Below are 14,044 nucleotides of genomic sequence, written 5' to 3'. Positions count from 1 at the left end.
GCGCCACCGCCGTCACCATCGGTAACCGCCCGTCACTGCGCCGCGGCCACCGCCTCCAGCCCCATCGCGCGCACCTTGGTCGCAGCCGCATTGGCCTGCGCCGCCGAGCTGAACGGCCCCACGCGCACGCGCTGCAGGCGTCGGCCGTCGGAACGCACCAGTGGCTCCACAGCGCACGGCAGGCCCGCCTGCCGCAGGCGTGCCTGCGTGCGGCGCGCATTCTCGGGGTCTGCGAACAGGCCCACGTTGATGTACAGCCTGCGCTGTGCGGCCTTTTGCGGCGGCCGCGCCGGCGCGGGGTCTTTCGCCTGGGGCGGCTCCTCGGCCTGCGCCTGCGCCACCTCAGGCTCCGATTCGGCCTCGGGTGCCTGCAGCAGAGGCTGGGCCGATGCCTGGTCAGTGGAGAGCGATTCGGTGGCCGCCGGCGATGGATCGGCGGCTGGCGCAACAGGCCGCTCGCCACCCACGACTGGCAGCCGCGGCGCGGGCTCGGGCGCCGACAGTGCGACGGGCGCGGGCTCGCCGGCATCCGGCAGCCGCCGATCCCCCATCGCACTGGCGAAGGCCAGCCACGCCGCGGCAGCCGCCAGCGCCGCGCTCGCCACCGCCACCCACAGCAGCCGGCGCCGGCTGCTGGCCTGGCGCTGCAGCAGCCCCATGGCCTCGCGCATGGTGGAGGCGGCCGACACCGCGCCGTCGATGCGCCGCCGCACGTCGGCATGCACCAGCGCATCGCCATACAGGCCCAGCCCGCCACACAACACCGTCAGCCCGGCCAACGCCAGGCCGGTCAGCATAGGCCACGGCAAGGCCAGCCACCGGTGCCCCACGGCCCACAGCAACAGCGCACCCGACGCCAGCGCCGCAAACGCCAGCAGCGCCTGCCGCCACAGCCGCCGGAACGCAAGCCACCCCAGCGGGCACAAGGCCGCCGCCAGGTTCCACCCGGGCAGCACGCGCCCCGTCGCGTCCAGCCGCTCGAATGCGGCCAGGTAGTGCTCCAGGTTCACGGGCCCCAGCGCCGCCCGGTACAGCGCCGGCGCGACGCTGGTGTACTGCGCAGCCGCGCCGGGCTGATCCGCGGCATGCGCCGCATGGGCGGTGTAGGTTGGCATGCGCGCCATTCTGGCATGCGGCCCCGCACGCTCCCACGGGCGGCAGAAACGGCGCGCTGTGGATCGTGCAGAACAAGACCGGCGCGCGCCTAGGCATCGAGGTCACGGGCGAACTGGCGACCGTCATCGACAGGATCAACCAGCGGCCCCGAAAGGCGATCAGCGCATTCCTGATCCAGGACCAGAACGGCCAGCCCTTGAGCCAGTTCGCGTTGCGCTCACGTGTATTGACCCAGCAGAACCTGCACAGGTCAGGCCGCTAATGCAAATGCCTCAGCGGGTGTCCGCATGTTCAGCGCCTGGTGCGGGCGCCGATGGTTGTAGAAATGGATCCAGTCCCCGATCAGGCGACTGGCATGATGCAGCGATTCGAAGCGGTGCCGATGCACGCATTGCTCCTTGAGCGTACGGATCACCCGCTCGACCAGACCGTTCTGTTCAGGGCTGTGTGGCGTGATGAATTCCTGGCGCAGCCCATAGCTTCTGACCAGTGACCTGCCCCCCACCAGCCGTACCACAGTAAACGAGAGAAGCCCGTCAACCCAGGAGAATGACGGACATGAAGAAGAGCAGGTTCGGCGACGAACAAATCATTGGCTTCTTGCGACAGGCCGAAGCCGGCATGGGCATCCCCGAGTTGTGCCGCAGCGGCGGCTTCAGCCAGGCCACGTTTTACAAATGGCGTGCCAAGTTCGGCGGCATGCAGGTCTCAGAGGCCCAGCGCCTGCGCGAGCTTGAGAGCGAGAACGCAAAGCTCAAGAAACTGCTGGCCGAAGCCCACCTGGACATCCACGCCCTCAAGAGCGTCTTCGGGGTAAAGCGCTAGCCCCACAGGCGCGCCGCGATGCCATCCGGCAGATGATTGAGCAGCATCACCTCTCGGAGCGGCACGCCTGCCGCCTTGTGGGGCTATCCCGAGACAGCTACCGCCACCCACCGCAGCCCAGCGAGCTCAACGCCACCCTGGGTGAACAGATTCGGCAAACGGCCTTGGTGCGCCGCCGATTCGGCTACCGGCGCATCCACGACATGCTGCGCCAGCAGTTTCCGGGGGTGAACCACAAGCGCATCTATCGTATGCGGCTGGCGAACCCATCTTGAATGAGGTGGTAAGGCTGAGCAAGATCGTGTGCACGCAACATTGGCGTGGACACGATGCTCAAAGACCCTCAGACCCCGCGCTATGCGCAGCGGCGCACGCACCGCACCTACACCCCGCAATTCAAGGCCGAGCTGGTGGCTGCCTGCCGACAGCCAGGCGCATCGGTCGCGGCGGTGGCCCTGCAACATGGCATGAACGCCAACGTGCTACACCGCTGGCTCAAGGAATGGGCGCAGGGATTTCACCGTCTTGAAGCTGGCGTCAGCACTGCAGTCGTTGCTTCCCCACCCCCGGCCTTTATCCCCATCGACCTGAGCGCAGTACCGCCGGCGTCTGCTGGTGAGCTGCCATCCGCGTCCTTGCCAACGCCAGCGGACGGCATCCGCATCGAATGCCAGCGCCCCGGCATGTCCGTGACCGTGCACTGGCCCTTGTCTGGCGCCGCCGAGTGCGCCCAGATGCTGCGGGAGTTGTTGCGGTGATCCGTATCGATGAGGCCTGGCTGGCCACCACCCCGCTGGACATGCGCGCGGGCACGGACACGGCCCTGGCGCGGGTGATCGCCACCTTCGGCGCGGCCCACCCGCACCATGCCTACGTCTTCGCCAACCAGAGAGCCAATCGCCTGAAGGTCCTGGTACATGACGGTGTGGGGCTGTGGCTGGCCGCGCGCCGGCTGCACCAGGGCAAGTTTGTCTGGGCACCTGCGGGCAGTCCGAACGTGGCGTTGGAACACGCCCAGCTCAACGCCCTGGTGCTGGGCCTGCCCTGGCAGCGTGTGGGCTCGCAAGGTGCCATCAGCGTGGTCTGAATCGTCGGCGCAAGGGCGTGGCCGTGGCAATCGGGAGATGCGTCAATGGCTGGACCCAGGGTGAGCGGGCACACTGCCAGCCATGGTGATCGACGAGCAAGCCCTGAGCGAACTGGACGCAGAGCAACTGCGCGAAGTGACCCAGCGCCTGCTGGCCGAACTGCGTCACCAGCGCGCGCTCAACGAGAAGCTCACCTATGAGTGCGCGCTGCTCAAGCGGCTGAAGTTCGCCGCCCAATCCGAGCGGCACAGCGCCGATCAGAAGAGCCTGCTGGAAGACGAGATCGATGCCGACCTGGCGGCGGTCGCTGTCGAGATTGAGCAACTCCAGCCGCCTGCGGCTGCGCCCGAAGCCAAGCAACAGCCCAAACGCCAGCCGCTGCCGGCCCACCTGCCGCGCCGCGAAATCCGCCACGAGCCTGAGTCGACCACCTGCGCCTGTGGCTGCCGGATGCAGCGCATCGGCGAAGACGTGGCCGAGAAGCTGGACTACGTGCCCGGCGTGTTTACCGTGGAGCGCTACATCCGTGGCAAGTGGGCGTGCACCCAGTGCGAAACTATCACCCAGGCGCCGGTCGAGGCCCATGTGATCGATAAAGGCATCCCGACTGCCGGCCTGCTGGCCCAAGTGCTGGTGGCCAAGTACCAGGATCACCAGCCCTTGTACCGGCAGGAGAACATCTTTGGTCGCGCCGGCCTGGCGATTCCAAGATCCACCCTGGCGCAGTGGGTAGGCACCTGCGGTGCGCGGCTGCAACCGCTGGTCGATGCCCTGAAGGCCGAGGTGCTCGGCCACCGGGTGTTGCACGGTGATGAGACCCCGGTGGCCATGCTCAAGCCGGGCAGCGGTAAAACGCACCGGGCCTACCTGTGGGCCTATGCCCCGGGAGCGTTTGAAGCCACGCGGGCCGTGGTCTATGACTTCTGCGAGTCCCGCGCCGGAGAACACGCCCGCGCCTTTCTGGGGGACTGGCGCGGCAGCCTGATCTGTGACGACTATGCCGGCTACAAGGCCAGCTTTAGCCAGGGCGTGACCGAAGCCGGTTGCCTGGCACACGCCCGGCGCAAGTTCTTCGACCTGCACGCAGCGGGCAAGAGCCAGATCGCCGAATTGGCCCTGATGCAGTTCGCCCGGGTCTATGAGATCGAACGGCAAGTTCAGCCCCTGGCGGCACCAGAGCGGTTGCAGGTGCGCCAGCAGCACAGTCGGCCCATTCTGGACGCGTTGCACCAGTGGATGGTGCTGCAACGCCAGCAGGTGGCGGGCAACTCGGCGACGGCCAAGGCGCTGGACTACAGCCTCAAGCGCTGGGCAGCGCTCACGCGCTTCGTCGATGACCCGCAGCTGCCGCCGGACAACAATTGGATCGAAAACCAGATCAGGCCTGTGGCCCTGGGGCGCTCGAACTGGTTGTTCGCCGGCAGCTTGCGCGCGGGCCAGCGGGCGGCCGCCGTGATGAGCCTGATCCAGTCAGCGCGCATGAACGGGCACGACCCATATGCCTATCTCAAGGATGTGCTGACCCGGCTGCCCACGCACAAGGCCAGCCGGATTGAAGAACTGCTGCCGCATCGCTGGCAACCCATCGATATCTGATCATCAGCCATGGCCGCCAGCGGCGGTCAACATGGGTTTGCCGTGCGCTTACCAGATTTCAACGTGAACGCGTCCCGAAATGGCCCAGATTTGGAAATGAATCAACAGAGAGTTGCTACAAGCGGCTGCTTGACGGTTGCCGGCAACGGTTGAGCTCGGCGAGGGAAATCACGAAGGCGAGCAACGACTAAGTTCGCTTGGCGGTACTCATCGACGCGTAAAACGTGAGCTCGATGATGGTGCAGGAGATAGTTGAGACAGTAGTGTCAAGCCGAATGACTGGTGTCGATGGATCAGCCGCCGCTCAAGGCTATAGACGCCGAGTGTTAGGTCATCACGGGAACGGTTCTTCCGTTCAGCGACCTCGAGTGATAGCTAGCAGCCTGAAGCAGCCATGCACTCGAATCCTTGGTGGTAGTGATCTGCGCACTCAGGTGCTGAGCAGCCCCCAGAACAGACTCCGGCCAGAACAGACAACCCTCTCCAGCCAAGCCCGACCCCAAAAGAACAGGCGCATGCTTCGCCTGCACCCCACCGTTCCTAGGCTTGGCTTCCTCATTCTGAAGGCTAGCCCGGTCTGACCCGCCCCCCGAGCCAAAGCGGCCAACGGAGTCTCAAGGCTAGAGGTGTTTTGAAAATTTGCTCAAAATTTAAGCAAAACACTATTCATAAAGCTGCACCGTCAAGAAAAAAACCATTGAAATTCATAGAGTTAGCGACGCCACGACACACGTCAGAAGTACAAAACTCAGTGAAAAAAGTACAAAACTCAGCGGAAATCGACAACACCATGAACGGCCGCTTCGTCCTTATCCATATCCAGGGAACTTTGGTTTTAGCACTCCCTCCAACAGAGTGCTAATATAAACCCCATGCAAGAAAGGACCACTGACATGGCATTCCAGTCTGCATCTGCCACGACGGCGCTAGCACCCGCGAACCCATGGGCGCTGGTTCCGCCATTGGGCAACCTGGATGCCTATATCTCCGCCGTCAACCGCCTGCCCCTGCTCACTCTGGAGGAGGAGCAGCGCTATGCGCAGCAGTTCAAGAAGGACAACGACCTGGAGGCCGCAGGCCGCCTGGTGCTTTCGCACCTGCGCTTGGTGGTGTCCATCTCGCGCCAGTACCTGGGCTACGGCCTGCCGCATGGCGACCTGATCCAGGAGGGCAACGTGGGCCTGATGAAGGCCGTCAAGCGCTTCGATCCCGACCAGGGCGTGCGCCTGGTGAGCTACGCCATGCACTGGATCAAGGCCGAGATCCACGAGTACATCCTGAAGAACTGGCGCATGGTCAAGGTGGCGACCACCAAGGCCCAGCGCAAGCTGTTCTTCAACCTGCGCTCCATGAAGCAGGGCTTCAAGGCCGACGCCATCGACGCCGATACGCACCGCGAGACGCTGTCCGACCATGAGATCGACATGGTGGCCGAGCAGCTCAACGTCAAGCGCGAGGAGGTCATCGAGATGGAGACGCGCCTGGCCGGCGGCGACGTGCTGCTGGACCCCGCCCCGTCGGACGACGGCGAGCAGGCCTTCGGCCCCATTGCCTATCTGGCCGACACGGCCCACGAGCCCACGGCCATGATCGAGTCGCGCCAGCGCGACGCGCTGGCCACCGACGGCATCACCTCGGCGCTCGCCAGCCTGGACGCGCGCAGCCGCCGCATCGTGGAGCAGCGCTGGCTGCAGGTGAACGACGACGGCTCGGGCGGCATGACGCTGCACGAGCTGGCCGCCGAGTACGGCGTGAGCGCCGAGCGCATACGCCAGATCGAGGTGGCTGCGATGAAGAAGATGAAGAAGGCATTGGTCGAGCACGCCTGACCCCTGCCCTGCCTGGCTTCCAGTGCGTGCGCACGGGGTGTACAGGCGGATAATCGAGGCGCGCGGCCCGGGTGGGCCGCGCGCTTTTTCATGCCGGCGGGCGCAGCGCCGCCCGCCCGCCCCCGATCAGGAGGTTCCCCCCATGTTCCGCCATTCCCCCGCCCGCCGCGGCCTGCTTGCCCTGGCCCTGGCTTCGGCCTGCGGCGCCGCCGTGGCCGACAAGAGCGCCGCGCCCGCCACGCCGGGCTGGCCCGCCAGGCCCCTGCGCATCATCGTGGGCTTTCCGCCGGGCTCCTCGCCCGACCTGACGGCGCGCACCTTCTCTGAACCGCTGGCGCAGGCCCTCGGCCAGCCGGTGATCGTGGAGAACAAGGTGGGCGCGGGCGGCAACATCGGCGCCGACGCGGTGGCCAAGGCGCAGGACGACCACACCATCGGCCTGTTCATCAACGGGAACCTGACCATCGCCAAGCTGCTCAATCCCCAGGTGCCCTACGATCCCGCGCGGGACCTGGCTCCGCTGTCGCTGATCGGCGTTTCGCCCCTGGTACTGGCCGCGCCGGTGAACCAGCCCGGCGTGCCCGCCGGCGCCGACGCACGCGCCTTCCTGCAGGCTGCGCGCCAGGCCGGCGACCGCTGGAGCTATGGCACGCCCGGCGTGGGCACAGTGGGCCATCTGGGCACGGAGCTGCTCAAGGCGCGCACGGGCATCGCCCCCGTGCACATCCCCTACCCCGGCTACCCGCAGGTGGCGACCGCCATGCTGGGCGGCCAGCTGCAGATGGCGCTGCTGCCGCCGGCGCTGGCACAGGCCCAGGAGCGCGCGGGCAAGCTGCGCCTGATCGGCGTGACGTCGGCCGGGCGCAGCGCGCTCGTGCCCCACGTGCCCAGCCTGTCCGAGGCCGGCGTGCGCGACTTCCAGCTGGAGATCTGGAACGCCTTCGCGGCGCCCGCCTCCATGCCCGCGCCGGTGCGCGCGCGGCTGTCCGCCCTGATCGGCGAGACGGCCCGCAGCCCCGAGGTGCGCGCCAAGCTGTTCCAGCAGGGCTGGCAGGCCGTGGGCTCCTCGGCCGAGGGCCTGGCCAACCGCATGCGGGCCGACACGGCCACGATGAGCCGCGTGATCCGCGAGCAGGGCATTCGGGCCGAGTGAACTGCGCGGGGGCGCCCTGCCCCTGGAGGGCGTTCAGCGCGCCTCGTCCAGCAGCGCGCGCACGTCGGCCGCCAGGCTCTGCGCGCCGCTGCCGTAGCGGTGGTACACGCGCAGCCGGCCCGCCGTGTCGTAGACATAGCTGCCGGCGGAGTGGTCCATCGTGTAGCTCGTGGGCGTCTGGCCGTCCACGCGCTTGTAGTAGATCTTGAAGTCCTTGGCCACGGCGGCCAGCTGCTCGGGCGTGCCGCGCAGGGCCAGGAAGCCCGGGTCGAAGCTGGCCATGTAGGCCTTGAGCATCTCGGGCGTGTCGCGCTCGGGGTCCACGGTGACGAAGATGCCCTGCAGCTTGTCGCCGTCGGCGCCCAGCGCGCGCTTGACCTCGGCCAGCTCCGACATGGAGGTGGGGCACACGTCCGGGCATTGCGTGTAGCCGAAGAACACCACCACCACCTTGCCCGCGAAGTCCTTGAGGCTGCGGAGCTGGCCGTTGTGGTCGGGAAGCGGCAGGTCGCGCGCGTACTCGGCGCCGGTAAGGTCCACGCCCTGGAACTTCGGCCCCTTCGGGGTACAAGCAGAAAAAATGCCTGCAGCGCCCATCCAGAGGGCGCCAGCAGCTATCTTTTTAAGAGTTTCACGTTTAAGCATGGCCTCGCATCACAGTACGTAGTGGTCCACCAGCAGCGCCGCGAACAGCAGGCTCAGGTGGATCAGGGAAAAGCGGAAGGTCTTGCGCGCGAGCGCGTCGGAATAGCCGCGCCAGAGCCAGAAGCCGTAGAGGCAGAAGCCGGCGCCGAGCAGCACGGCGGCGGCCAGGTAGATCCACGAGCTCATGCCGTAGATGAAGGGCATGAGGCAGCCCGCGAACAGGATCAGGGTGTACAGGAAGACCTGCAGCCGCGTGTACTCGTTGCCGTGCGTGACGGGCAGCATGGGCAGGCCGGACTTGCGGTAGTCTTCCACGCGGTACAGCGCCAGGGCCCAGAAGTGCGGCGGCGTCCACAGGAAGATGATCAGGAACAGGATCAGCGCCTCGGGGCCCACGCTGTCCGTCATGGCGGACCAGCCCAGCACCGGCGGCATGGCGCCCGAGGCGCCGCCGATCACGATGTTCTGCGGCGTGAGCGGCTTGAGGATCACCGTGTAGATCACCGCGTAGCCCACGAAGGTGGCGAAGGTGAGCCACATGGTCAGGGGATTGACCCAGAAATACAGCAGCGCCGAGCCGGCCGCGCACAGCAGGGCGGAGAACAGCAGCGTCTGCGCATTGGACAGCTCGCCCCTGGCCGTGGGCCGCCAGGCGGTGCGCTTCATCCTGGCATCGATGCCCCGCTCCACCAGGCAGTTGAAGGCCGCGGCCGCGCCGGCCACGAGCCAGATGCCCGCACTGGCCACGGCCATCTGCCACCACTGCGCGCCGCTGGGCAGGCCGGGCACGGCCAGCACCATGCCTATGAAGGCGCAGAACACGATCAGTTGCACCACGCGCGGCTTGGTCAGCGCGTAGAACTGGGACACGCGCGACGGCAGCGCATGCGCCGCCGCCATGGCGGGCGCGGGGGCGGGGGCAGGAGCGGCGCTCATGCGGAAACTCTCCTGGGGATGGAAGGTGCCCGCGCGGTATCGGCCATGCTGCGGCTGGCCGCCAGCGCCCAGGTCAACACCACGATCAACGCCGCGGCGCCCCCCGTGTGCAACACGGCCGCCACCAGCGGCCAGTCCAGCACCACGTTGGACAGGCCCGTGACGAACTGGAGCAGCGACAGGCCCGCCAGCCAGCGCGCCTGGTCGCGCAGCTGGCCCGCGCGCGCCAAGCGCCACACCAGGAGCCCGAGCACCAGCAGCACCCCGTAGGCCGCGAGCCGGTGCACGTAGTGGATGGCCGTCAGGGCGGCGAAGCTGATGTGGCTACCGTCCTGCAGCACCCCCAGCGCGCGCCAGATCTGGAAGCCCTCGGCGAAAGCCATGTCGGGCCACCAGCTGCCCTGGCACTGCGGGAAGGTGGTGCAGGCCAGCACCGCGTAGTTGGTGCTGACCCAGCCGCCGAGCACGCTTTGCAGCGCCACCAGCACGGCCGCTCCGCCCAGCAGCCAACGCAGGCCACCTTGCAGCGCCACGGGCGCCGCGCCCTGGGTCATCTGCGTCTGGCGCACGGCCTGCACGCACAGCAGCACCAGCAGCACCAGCCCGCCGATGAGGTGCAGCGTGACGATGGCCGGGAACAGCTTCATGGTCACCGTGAGGGCGCCGAACGCCCCCTGCAGGCAGACCCAGACCAGGGTGGCCGTGGGCCACCACGGGCTCAGCGCGGGCGTGCGTCCGCGCTGGCGCCATGCGCCCACCGTGAGCACGATGATGAGCACGCCCACGCCGGTGGCGAGGTAGCGGTGGATCATCTCCACCCAGGCCTTGCCGTGCGTGACCGGGCCCGTGGGCATGGCCTGCTGCGCGGCGGAGATCTCGGCCACCGCCCCCACGGGGCTGGCGTTGCCGTAGCAGCCGGGCCAGTCGGGGCAGCCCAGGCCCGAGTCCGTCAGGCGCGTGAAGGCGCCGAACATGACCAGGTCGAAGGTAAGGAACAGCGTCAGCACGGTCAGCGCCTGCAGGCGCCGAACGGGCGTGCCGCCGCGCCCGCGCCACCAGACCCAAGCCAGCGGCCCGAGGGCGATCGCCGCGCCCAGCGCCATGACCTCGATGAGCGGCGCCAGGTCGTAGAGAGACTGCTGCGTGCTGGTCATGGGCGCTCCTCCTGTTCACGGCCCGCAAGATCCCACGACGACGAGGCGCGCAGCAGGCGCTCCAGGTCGCGCTTGGCGTTGGCCGCGCCCGATCGGTCCAGGTGCGCGGGGAAACGCATCATCCAGTGGCCCATGGGGTCCACCACGTACAGGTGCTCGGCCAGCGCATGGCCGGCCGCGGGCGCGAGCCAGGCATCCAGCGTGGCGCCGTCTGCGCGCAGCACCGTGGCCTGGGCGAGCGCCGGCGCGATGTCGGCGGGGGGCTCCGCGTCGTCGGAGACCAGCCATACCCAGTCCACGCGCTCCTTCTCGCGGCCCATGCTTTCGCGCAGCTGGCGCTGCAGGTAGAGGTTGTTGCGGCAGTCCGCGTCGCAGGCGCCGCCCGCCACGCTCACCAGCAGCCACTGGCCGCGCAGCGCATCGAGGCGGAGCGGCGTGCCGTCCAGCGCGTGCACCCGGGCCTGGGCCGGCATGGGGCGCTGCGGATCGATGAGCTCGCCATAGCTGCGCCGGCCTTCGGGCCGGATCACGTAGTAGGTGAAATACGAGGCGATCACGGGCGCCGCGCACACCAACAGCAGCGCCAGCATCTGCCAGCGCCCCTTGCCGCGCGTGCGCTGCATCGCGGCCATGGCGTCGCCGGCGTGCGGCAGGCTGTGCACCGTGAGGCCGAGCGGCTGCTCGGCGCCCTGCTCAGGCCCGAGGCCGGCGGTTCGGGGGGAATAAGCGTCGGACAAATTGGAACCAGACATAAAGGATTACAACCAGGCCGCAAAGCCCGAACCATTGGAATGCATAGCCGTAATGCTTGCCGACACCGCTGTCGACGGGCGCCCAGTCGCGCCGCAGCCCGTCGCCGGCGGCGCCGGTCTGCATCACGGTCAGGGGCAGCAGGTCCAGCCCGGTCTCGGCCCCATAGGCGGCCAAGTCCAGATTCTGCCGGATGCGCGAAGACCCCTGGCCTTCGCCGGACGGCTGGAACTCGTACAGCCGAGCGGGCGGGCCTGCCAGGCGCCCCTCGACCAGCACCTCGCCGGCCGGCGTGGCGATGTCCGGCAGGCGCGTGCGCTCATGGAAATCGCGCGCCGCCCAGCCTCGCTGCACCAGCACGGCGCGCTGGCTGGCGTGCAGGCGCAGCGGCGTGAGCACGAAGAAACCCGGGCGCCCCTGCATCTGGCGGTTGTCCAGGAACACCGTGGCCTCGGGCAGCCACTGCCCGCGCAGCCGCACGCTGCGGTGCAGCACCTGCGCGCCGCCGCGCTCCTGCGCCTGCAGCAGCCCGGCTCCCTCCAGCGGTGCCATCGCCTGGCGCTCGTCGATCGCTGCCTGCATCGCGCGCATCTGCGCGGCGCGCGACAGCTGCCAGCGCCCGAGCGAGCCCGTGGCCACGATGGTGGCCAGGGCGGCCAGCGTGACCAGCCAGAAGCGCAGGCCGAAGGAACGTCGTGCGGGATGGTTCACCGGATAATGGACTCCATGAAGATTCTCGTGGCCTTGGCGTTTCTCGCCATCATCGCAAGCCTGGGCTCGGCGCTATTTTTCATGATGCGCGGCAGCGGCAACGACAAGGAGCGCGGCCAGCGCATGGTGCGCGCCCTGGCGCTGCGCGTGGGGCTGTCGATCGTGCTGTTCCTGTGCCTGCTGCTGGCATGGAAGCTGGGCTACATCCAGCCCACCGGCCTGCCCGCCGGCGCGCACTGAGAGATTCTCCCCCTACCCAAGAAAAAAGCGCCTCACGGCGCTTTCTTCATGGGCTGCGCGTCGTGGCGCGGCGTCAGAGCCAGTACACCAGGACGTACAGGCCCAGCCAGACCACGTCCACGAAGTGCCAGTACCAAGCCGCCCCCTCGAAGCCGAAATGCCGCTCGGCCGTGAAGTGGCCGCTGTGCAGGCGCAGCGTGATGAAAAGCAGCATCAGCATGCCCACGAACACGTGGAAGCCGTGGAACCCGGTGAGCATGAAGAAGGTGGAGCCGAACACGCCGGAGTGGAGCGTGAGGTTCAGCTCGGTATAGAGGTGGAAGTACTCGTAGCCCTGCACGCACAGGAAGGCGATGCCCAGCAGCACGGTGGTCCACATGAAGCCGATGGCCTTGCCGCGCTGGTCCTCGCGCAGCGCATGGTGGGCGATGGTCAGGGTCACGCCCGAGCTCAGCAGCAGGGCCGTGTTGATGGTGGGCAGCCAGAACGGCCCCACGGTCTGGAACGGCTCGACGATGTTGCCCGGCGAGGCCGTGGCGCCGGCCGCAAGGCTGGGCCAGACGGCCTTGAAGTCAGGCCACAGCAGAGCGTTGTCCAGGCTGCCCAGGGCCGGCACGGAATGCGCGCGCGCCCACCACAGCGCGGTGAAGAACGCGCCGAAGAACATCACCTCGGAGAAGATGAACCAGCTCATGCTCCAGCGGAAGGAGATGTCGATCTTGCGGCCATAGAGCCCGCCCTCGCTCTCATGCGCCGCCTCGCGGAACCACTGGTAGAGCACGAACAGCCACCACACCAGGCCCAGCCCCAGCGAGTACTTGCCCCATGCGTAGCCATTGATCCACAGGGCCGCGCCGAGGATGACGAAGAACAGCCCGGCGGCCGCCAGCACGGGGTGGCTGGACGGCGCGGGGACGTAGTAGTACGGCAGCGTCGTGCCTTGGGTCGTTGTGCTCATGTCAGCTCCTCGGTCTCCTGTTTATTCATTCGATTCGTCGTCGTGCATTGGCCGGGCCGTCAGGCCACCCAGTGCACCAGCCCCATCAGCAGCAGCACCAGCAGGAAAAGCGCCACCAGTGCGATGCCCACGACCTGCAGCGGCCGCAGCAGCGTCTGGTCCTTGCGGTATTCGTCGCCATTGCGCAGGCCGATCATGGCCCAGGCCACGGCCCGCACGGCGCGCCAGAGCGACCCGCCGCCCTCCTGCGCCGGCTTGCTGCTGCCCGCCATCACGAACCGGCCTCCCTGGCCGGCGCCTGCACCGCACCCGCCGTCGATTCCGGCGCCTGCGGAATCTTGCCGCCCACCTCGAAGAAGGTGTAGGACAGCGTGATCGTCGTGACGTCCTTGGGCAGGCGCGGGTCGATCACGAACACCACGGGCCACTCCTTCTTTTCGCCCGGGTCCAGCGTGTACTGACTGAAGCAGAAGCATTCGAGCTTGTTGAAATGCGGCGCCGCCTGGCGCGGTGCGTAACTCGGGATGGCCTGCGCCGACATGCGGCGGTCCTGCACGTTCTGGAACTCGTAGAGGACGGTCGCCATCTCGCCCGGATGCACCTGCATGGTCCGCTGCGCGGGCTTGAACTGCCAGGGGCCGCGGGCATTGGCGTCGAACTCGACGGTGATGAGCCGGCTGGTGTCCACCTGGGTGTTCTTCGCCAACGCGCGCGCCTCGGCGCCCGCCACCCCGTTGCCCGGCACCTGGCGTTCGTTCAGGGACAGGATGTTGATGCCGGTGGCCTCGCAGATCGCCTTGTAGGCCGGGATCAGGAGATAGCCGAAGGCGAACATGCCGCTGGCCACGACGGCCAGCTTGCCGAGCATCCTGAGGTTTTCGCGGCGCAGCCCCATGACACCACCCGGCTTTCAGCCGCCCAGCAGCGAATATCGGAACACGACGAAGCCCGCATACAGCGCCACCACCACGGCCGCCAGGACCAGGCCCAGCCGGAGGTTGCGTCTGCGTTGTTCCTGCGTCGTCATGCCACGGCCCCGGCCA

19 protein-coding genes and 1 pseudogene are annotated in these 14,044 nt (G+C 67.9%); 9 read left to right on the top strand and 11 right to left on the bottom strand.

Going from position 1 to position 14,044, the window contains the following annotated elements:
• Positions 1–32: 32 nt before the first annotated feature.
• Positions 33–1,115: an SPOR domain-containing protein gene (locus ALIDE2_RS19690; RefSeq protein ID WP_238530057.1), complete on the bottom strand. Its 1,083-nt coding sequence runs from the start codon at positions 1,113–1,115 to the stop codon at positions 33–35.
• A gap of 65 nt (positions 1,116–1,180) precedes the next feature.
• On the opposite strand from ALIDE2_RS19690, the gene ALIDE2_RS19685 reads away from it, so the two are divergent.
• Positions 1,181–1,378, top strand: a complete 198-nt coding sequence (locus ALIDE2_RS19685; RefSeq protein ID WP_049791360.1) for a site-specific integrase — start codon at positions 1,181–1,183, stop codon at positions 1,376–1,378.
• Here the strand turns inward: ALIDE2_RS19685 and ALIDE2_RS24695 are convergent.
• Positions 1,367–1,531 carry an integrase core domain-containing protein gene (locus ALIDE2_RS24695; RefSeq protein ID WP_238530162.1) on the bottom strand — a complete coding sequence of 55 codons (165 nt, stop codon included), beginning with the start codon at positions 1,529–1,531 and terminating at the stop codon, positions 1,367–1,369. The two genes, ALIDE2_RS19685 and ALIDE2_RS24695, sit on opposite strands and share 12 nt — an antisense overlap.
• On the opposite strand from ALIDE2_RS24695, the gene ALIDE2_RS25520 reads away from it, so the two are divergent.
• From ALIDE2_RS25520 to ALIDE2_RS19650, 7 genes and pseudogenes are all read left to right on the top strand, one after another.
• Complete coding sequence (locus ALIDE2_RS25520; RefSeq protein WP_238530172.1) at positions 1,472–1,609, top strand: hypothetical protein; 138 nt, start codon at positions 1,472–1,474, stop codon at positions 1,607–1,609. The two genes, ALIDE2_RS24695 and ALIDE2_RS25520, sit on opposite strands and share 60 nt — an antisense overlap.
• A gap of 65 nt (positions 1,610–1,674) precedes the next feature.
• A pseudogene (locus ALIDE2_RS25515) lies at positions 1,675–2,195 on the top strand (transposase); the annotation flags it as partial.
• Positions 2,196–2,270: 75 nt separating this feature from the next.
• Entirely contained in the window at positions 2,271–2,699 is a 429-nt protein-coding gene (gene tnpA, locus ALIDE2_RS19670; protein WP_013516301.1) for an IS66-like element accessory protein TnpA, read from the top strand.
• Positions 2,696–3,028 (top strand): IS66 family insertion sequence element accessory protein TnpB, encoded by a 333-nt coding sequence (gene tnpB / locus ALIDE2_RS19665; protein ID WP_013516300.1) that lies wholly within the window; start codon positions 2,696–2,698, stop codon positions 3,026–3,028. The genes tnpA and tnpB overlap by 4 nt, the downstream gene beginning before the upstream one ends.
• Positions 3,029–3,110: 82 nt before the next feature.
• Positions 3,111–4,625, top strand: a complete 1,515-nt coding sequence (tnpC, locus tag ALIDE2_RS19660; RefSeq protein ID WP_013516299.1) for an IS66 family transposase — start codon at positions 3,111–3,113, stop codon at positions 4,623–4,625.
• 893 nt (positions 4,626–5,518) lie between these two features.
• Complete coding sequence (gene rpoH, locus ALIDE2_RS19655) at positions 5,519–6,454, top strand: RNA polymerase sigma factor RpoH (protein WP_013520275.1); 936 nt, start codon at positions 5,519–5,521, stop codon at positions 6,452–6,454.
• A 142-nt stretch (positions 6,455–6,596) separates the two neighbouring features.
• The gene (locus ALIDE2_RS19650) at positions 6,597–7,607 is read left to right on the top strand and encodes a Bug family tripartite tricarboxylate transporter substrate binding protein (protein ID WP_013520276.1); all 1,011 of its coding nucleotides are present in this window, start codon (positions 6,597–6,599) and stop codon (positions 7,605–7,607) included.
• Positions 7,608–7,640: 33 nt separating this feature from the next.
• On the opposite strand, the gene ALIDE2_RS19645 is transcribed toward ALIDE2_RS19650, so the two are convergent.
• From ALIDE2_RS19645 to ALIDE2_RS19625, 5 genes are read right to left on the bottom strand one after another with little or no spacing between them, the layout of a single operon-like run.
• Complete coding sequence (locus ALIDE2_RS19645; protein ID WP_013520277.1) at positions 7,641–8,204, bottom strand: SCO family protein; 564 nt, start codon at positions 8,202–8,204, stop codon at positions 7,641–7,643.
• A gap of 57 nt (positions 8,205–8,261) precedes the next feature.
• The gene (gene cyoE / locus ALIDE2_RS19640; protein ID WP_013520278.1) at positions 8,262–9,188 is read right to left on the bottom strand and encodes a heme o synthase; all 927 of its coding nucleotides are present in this window, start codon (positions 9,186–9,188) and stop codon (positions 8,262–8,264) included.
• Positions 9,185–10,342, bottom strand: coding sequence for a COX15/CtaA family protein (locus tag ALIDE2_RS19635; protein WP_013520279.1), 1,158 nt, complete (start codon positions 10,340–10,342; stop codon positions 9,185–9,187). Before ALIDE2_RS19635 ends, cyoE begins: the two co-directional genes overlap by 4 nt.
• Complete coding sequence (locus ALIDE2_RS19630; protein WP_013520280.1) at positions 10,339–11,094, bottom strand: hypothetical protein; 756 nt, start codon at positions 11,092–11,094, stop codon at positions 10,339–10,341. Before ALIDE2_RS19630 ends, ALIDE2_RS19635 begins: the two co-directional genes overlap by 4 nt.
• A complete protein-coding gene (locus ALIDE2_RS19625) occupies positions 11,036–11,803 on the bottom strand; it encodes an SURF1 family protein (protein WP_013520281.1) in 768 nt (255 codons plus the stop codon). The genes ALIDE2_RS19630 and ALIDE2_RS19625 overlap by 59 nt, the downstream gene beginning before the upstream one ends.
• A gap of 15 nt (positions 11,804–11,818) precedes the next feature.
• On the opposite strand from ALIDE2_RS19625, the gene ALIDE2_RS19620 reads away from it, so the two are divergent.
• A complete protein-coding gene (locus tag ALIDE2_RS19620; RefSeq protein ID WP_174764525.1) occupies positions 11,819–12,043 on the top strand; it encodes a twin transmembrane helix small protein in 225 nt (74 codons plus the stop codon).
• A gap of 73 nt (positions 12,044–12,116) precedes the next feature.
• On the opposite strand, the gene ALIDE2_RS19615 is transcribed toward ALIDE2_RS19620, so the two are convergent.
• The 4 genes from ALIDE2_RS19615 to ALIDE2_RS25510 are packed head-to-tail and all read right to left on the bottom strand — an operon-like array spanning position 12,117 to position 14,028.
• Positions 12,117–13,001: a cytochrome c oxidase subunit 3 gene (locus ALIDE2_RS19615; protein ID WP_013520283.1), complete on the bottom strand. Its 885-nt coding sequence runs from the start codon at positions 12,999–13,001 to the stop codon at positions 12,117–12,119.
• A 59-nt stretch (positions 13,002–13,060) separates the two neighbouring features.
• Positions 13,061–13,273, bottom strand: coding sequence for a DUF2970 domain-containing protein (locus tag ALIDE2_RS19610; protein ID WP_013520284.1), 213 nt, complete (start codon positions 13,271–13,273; stop codon positions 13,061–13,063).
• Positions 13,273–13,896 carry a cytochrome c oxidase assembly protein gene (locus ALIDE2_RS19605; RefSeq protein WP_013520285.1) on the bottom strand — a complete coding sequence of 208 codons (624 nt, stop codon included), beginning with the start codon at positions 13,894–13,896 and terminating at the stop codon, positions 13,273–13,275. The genes ALIDE2_RS19610 and ALIDE2_RS19605 overlap by 1 nt, the downstream gene beginning before the upstream one ends.
• Positions 13,897–13,911: 15 nt before the next feature.
• Positions 13,912–14,028 carry a cytochrome oxidase small assembly protein gene (locus ALIDE2_RS25510; RefSeq protein WP_013520286.1) on the bottom strand — a complete coding sequence of 39 codons (117 nt, stop codon included), beginning with the start codon at positions 14,026–14,028 and terminating at the stop codon, positions 13,912–13,914.
• Positions 14,029–14,044: the final 16 nt, after the last annotated feature.

The organism is Alicycliphilus denitrificans K601 (assembly GCF_000204645.1).
GTDB lineage: Bacteria > Pseudomonadota > Gammaproteobacteria > Burkholderiales > Burkholderiaceae_C > Alicycliphilus > Alicycliphilus denitrificans.
The sequence above is the reverse complement of the archived record's forward strand: the minus strand, read 5'-3'. Positions and strand labels throughout refer to the sequence as shown.

Bases quoted from the DNA above. Each gene is read 5' to 3' on its own strand.
- ALIDE2_RS19645 (WP_013520277.1), bottom strand. From the start codon at position 8,204: ATGGGCGCTGCAGGCATTTTTTCTGCTTGTACCCCGAAGGGGCCGAAG.
- ALIDE2_RS19620 (WP_174764525.1), top strand. From the start codon at position 11,819: ATGAAGATTCTCGTGGCCTTGGCGTTTCTCGCCATCATCGCAAGCCTG.
- ALIDE2_RS19615 (WP_013520283.1), bottom strand. From the start codon at position 13,001: ATGAGCACAACGACCCAAGGCACGACGCTGCCGTACTACTACGTCCCC.
- ALIDE2_RS25520 (WP_238530172.1), top strand. From the start codon at position 1,472: ATGATGCAGCGATTCGAAGCGGTGCCGATGCACGCATTGCTCCTTGAG.
- rpoH (WP_013520275.1), top strand. From the start codon at position 5,519: ATGGCATTCCAGTCTGCATCTGCCACGACGGCGCTAGCACCCGCGAAC.
- tnpA (WP_013516301.1), top strand. From the start codon at position 2,271: ATGCTCAAAGACCCTCAGACCCCGCGCTATGCGCAGCGGCGCACGCAC.
- ALIDE2_RS19630 (WP_013520280.1), bottom strand. From the start codon at position 11,094: ATGTCTGGTTCCAATTTGTCCGACGCTTATTCCCCCCGAACCGCCGGC.
- ALIDE2_RS19690 (WP_238530057.1), bottom strand. From the start codon at position 1,115: ATGCCAACCTACACCGCCCATGCGGCGCATGCCGCGGATCAGCCCGGC.
- ALIDE2_RS19650 (WP_013520276.1), top strand. From the start codon at position 6,597: ATGTTCCGCCATTCCCCCGCCCGCCGCGGCCTGCTTGCCCTGGCCCTG.
- ALIDE2_RS19605 (WP_013520285.1), bottom strand. From the start codon at position 13,896: ATGGGGCTGCGCCGCGAAAACCTCAGGATGCTCGGCAAGCTGGCCGTC.
- ALIDE2_RS19610 (WP_013520284.1), bottom strand. From the start codon at position 13,273: ATGGCGGGCAGCAGCAAGCCGGCGCAGGAGGGCGGCGGGTCGCTCTGG.
- cyoE (WP_013520278.1), bottom strand. From the start codon at position 9,188: ATGAGCGCCGCTCCTGCCCCCGCCCCCGCGCCCGCCATGGCGGCGGCG.
- ALIDE2_RS25510 (WP_013520286.1), bottom strand. From the start codon at position 14,028: ATGACGACGCAGGAACAACGCAGACGCAACCTCCGGCTGGGCCTGGTC.
- ALIDE2_RS19635 (WP_013520279.1), bottom strand. From the start codon at position 10,342: ATGACCAGCACGCAGCAGTCTCTCTACGACCTGGCGCCGCTCATCGAG.
- tnpC (WP_013516299.1), top strand. From the start codon at position 3,111: ATGGTGATCGACGAGCAAGCCCTGAGCGAACTGGACGCAGAGCAACTG.